2 protein-coding genes and 2 tRNA genes are annotated in these 2,533 nt (G+C 45.5%); 1 reads left to right on the top strand and 3 read right to left on the bottom strand.

Going from position 1 to position 2,533, the window contains the following annotated elements; all coding sequences use genetic code 11:
* The first annotated feature begins 270 nt into the window (after positions 1-270).
* Positions 271-1,596: an alpha-galactosidase gene (gene melA, locus FWJ59_RS09295; RefSeq protein ID WP_414481655.1), complete on the top strand. Its 1,326-nt coding sequence runs from the start codon at positions 271-273 to the stop codon at positions 1,594-1,596.
* Positions 1,597-1,719: 123 nt separating this feature from the next.
* Here melA and pgsA read toward each other — a convergent pair whose 3' ends face one another.
* From pgsA to FWJ59_RS09280, 3 genes are all read right to left on the bottom strand, one after another.
* Entirely contained in the window at positions 1,720-2,241 is a 522-nt protein-coding gene (pgsA, locus tag FWJ59_RS09290) for a CDP-diacylglycerol--glycerol-3-phosphate 3-phosphatidyltransferase (RefSeq protein WP_414481654.1), read from the bottom strand.
* A gap of 133 nt (positions 2,242-2,374) precedes the next feature.
* Positions 2,375-2,451, bottom strand: a tRNA-Pro gene (locus tag FWJ59_RS09285).
* 6 nt (positions 2,452-2,457) lie between these two features.
* A tRNA-Thr gene (locus FWJ59_RS09280) sits at positions 2,458-2,533 on the bottom strand.

The following is a 2,533-nucleotide window of genomic DNA, read 5'->3' as shown; positions in this document are numbered from 1 at the left end:
CATCTCCATGGCATTGTTACGTGCTACTTGTTTGGGTAAATTATAACATAAGTAAAAAGATGTAAACAAGCTGCTATCATAATATCGCTAGAACAGGAACACCCTGCCAGACTACTGACAATCCGCCATCCCCATGAAGTCACAATATCTTAAAAATTTCGGCTTAAATATCACACTACTATATAGAAAAATACGGTGCAACTCTTTATAATTAAAGTATAGTTTTAAAAGTATAGTTTTAACATCAAATTTAAAGGGGGGTCACCGACAATGTCTAAAAAAATTGCCTTTATAGGCGCTGGCAGCTTTGAGTTTACCAGGAGCCTAGTGCGGGACATGCTCACATACCCTGCACTGCAGGATTGTACCATTGCCCTCATGGACATCGATGAAGAGCGCTTAGGCTACATAAAAAAGGCGGTTGACAAGATCATCGAAGCAGGCAACTACCCAGCCAAAGTCATAGCCACCACCAACAGGGCAGAAGCGTTGAAGGATGCCGACGGAGTTATATGCACAATTCTGGTGGGCGGAGTGCATGTATGGCGCCATGACATTGAGATACCCAAGAAGTACGGCGTGGATATAAACGTAGGAGACACCCGTGGGCCGGCAGGCATCTTCAGAGCACTTAGAACTATACCCGTGATGCTGGATATATGCAGGGACATTGAGCGCTACTGCCCCGATGCCATAATGCTCAACTACACCAACCCCATGGCCATGTTGTGCCGGGCCATGCAGGGCGAGACTAAAGTAAAGGTAACGGGCTTGTGCCACAGCGTTCAAGGTACGGCTGCAATGTTAGCATCGTGGATAGGAGCCCCTATGGAAGAAATCACATATGTGTGCGCTGGCATAAACCATCAAGCCTGGTTCTTGGAATTCAAGTGGAACGGAAAAGATGCCTATCCCCTCATTCGCGAAGCGGTCCAGCGCCCCGAAATTTACAACCAGGAGCAGGTCCGCAACGAGATGTTTTTACACCTCGGCTATTATGTCACCGAATCCAGCGGACACAACTCAGAATACAATGCATGGTTTAGAAAGAGGCCCGACCTCATAGAAAAATATTGCACCCATGGTACGGGATGGAATCCCGGAGAATATGCCTTTATACTCAAAGAATACTTAAAGCGTGAGGATACCTGGAGAGATGACATCAAAAAATGGCTGGAGCGGGATACTATTAATTTGAATCGCGGAAATGAATACGCAGCAGGTATTCTGAACGCCGTCATCGGCGATGGGACCATGTACAAGTTCAACGGTAACGTGAGAAACTTTGGCCTCATCGATAATCTACCTGAAGGGTGCTGCGTTGAGGTACCGGTGCTGGCATCCAAATACGGATTTGAACCAATACACGTAGGGCCTTTGCCGCCCCAACTGGCAATCCTTAATTACGTAAATGCCATGTGCGAGGAGCTGGCGGTGGAAGGGGCTTTGACCGGAGATCCCAACAAGATATACCAGGCCATCTATTATGACCCCTTAACGTCGGCGGTACTCAGCTTGGCAGAAATCAAACAAATGGTCAGAGAAATGTTCGAAGTGAACAAGGATTGGCTGCCTCAATTCAAACATTTCTGCTAATACAAAATTTCGTTTTAAAGGCTGCCTGCATCTCTCCATCGATAAATGGGCTTTCGCGTTTTTAAATTTAAAGGGGCTGAACGGTATGTCCAGCCCTTTTTTCTTATCCAAAATTTAGCACATTCATTTTGATGGATTCCTTTTGAATGCCCTGTAGCCATACTGCACCAGAGCTATGAGAGTCAAAACTACGGCTATGTACAGCAAGACATTACTATACTGAAACTTGAGCACAGTAGTAATCACCGCCACATAAAATGAAGCCGTAGCTGCTTTACCAAAAAAATTTGCTTCCACCACTACATTGCGATTTTTATAAAGAAAAGCAGCTCCAACGATCATAAGAAATTCCTTGATAAATACGATCAATATTACGGGCGCAGGGATAATGCCTTTGACGTACAGCGAGATAAGCACGGTGAGCAACATGAGCTTATCAGCCAACGGATCCATCAATTTTCCCCATTTGGTAATGAGGTCGTATTTCCTGGCAATGTATCCATCCAATAGGTCTGTCGCCCCGGCCGCAATAAAAACCACAATCCCCCATAACACGTTGTTCTCTATTTCCGGGTTGTAAAACACGTATATGAAAACCGGAATCAGGCAAAACCTTATAGCCGTCAATATATTGGGTATATTCATTGCCTTACCTCTTTCGTTGATTGCATTTTAATGGGCCATATGTGAGCATTTTCATAAAAATAAAAAAATCTCATGCACTTGCACAAACCACCAGACCTTTTTGCCGGTTGAAATTGCGTGGCCTATTAAAAAATGGTCGGGGTGACAGGATTTGAACCTGCGACCTTCTCGTCCCGAACGAGACGCGCTACCAAGCTGCGCTACACCCCGACTTTTTGGAGCCAACAAGGGGATTCGAACCCCTGACCTGCGGTTTACGAGACCGCTGCTCTACCAGCTGAGCTATGTTGGC

Source organism: Caldicoprobacter sp. (genome assembly GCF_047459465.1).
Taxonomy (GTDB): Bacteria; Bacillota; Clostridia; order Caldicoprobacterales; family Caldicoprobacteraceae; genus Caldicoprobacter.
Note: the sequence above shows the minus strand (reverse complement) of the source record. Positions and strands in the feature narration are given on the sequence as shown.